1 protein-coding gene is annotated in these 757 nt (G+C 43.2%); it reads right to left on the bottom strand.

Annotated features, from left to right (window positions below):
• Nucleotides 1–164: 164 nt before the first annotated feature.
• Nucleotides 165–757 (bottom strand): TolC family protein (locus AC1DND_RS28830; protein WP_477586392.1); only part of this gene is annotated, 593 nt, incomplete at its 5' end.

Genomic DNA, 757 nt, shown 5'->3' with positions numbered 1-757 from the left:
AGCTTAGGGCAAAGAATAGCAACCGCTTTAAGGTTCCCGCCTGCCCGGGAATGACGACTGTATTAGATAAGCCCCATTATAACCAAAAAGACACCAAGAACACCAAGCTAATACTTGGCAATCTTAGTGTCTTCGTGACTTAGTGGTTTAACTAACCGAGCAGATTACTGCCAGCCGCCTCCTAACGAGCGGTACAAACCAACAACTGCATTTAACTGCTCTGTTTTAATGGTAGTTAACTCCAGTTCGCTTTGCAATAAATTGCCTTGTGCGGTAATTACCTCTAAATAGTTCGCCATACCACTTTTAAACAATAAACTTGCATTTTTTGAGGCTTGTTGTAAAGTCTGCGCTCTTTTTTCAGCAATGCTGTATTGTGTTTTTAACTTCTCTACTTTCGTTAACTCATCAGACACTTCGCTAACAGCATTTAATACCGACTGACGGAACTGGATCACCGATTTCTCGCGATCGATCTTAGCCAGTTCTAAAGAAGTTTTTAGCTGACCTCTTTGAAAAATCGGCTGGGTAATCCCTGCTCCAACCAAACCGAACAACGATGCCGGAACATTAAACCAGTTGCTCGCTTTAAAAGAGTTGATGCCTCCGCTAGCCGTAATCACCAACGATGGATATAAACTTGCTTTTGCTACACCAACCTTTGCATTAGCAATGGTAAGCGCCAGTTCGGCACTTTTAATATCAGGCCTGCGGCTTAACATCGACGAAGGAAAACCTGCATTCAGGTCTTGTGGGA

It is taken from the genome of Pedobacter sp. 01N416, from assembly GCF_056399685.1.
Note: the sequence above shows the minus strand (reverse complement) of the source record. Positions and strands in the feature narration are given on the sequence as shown.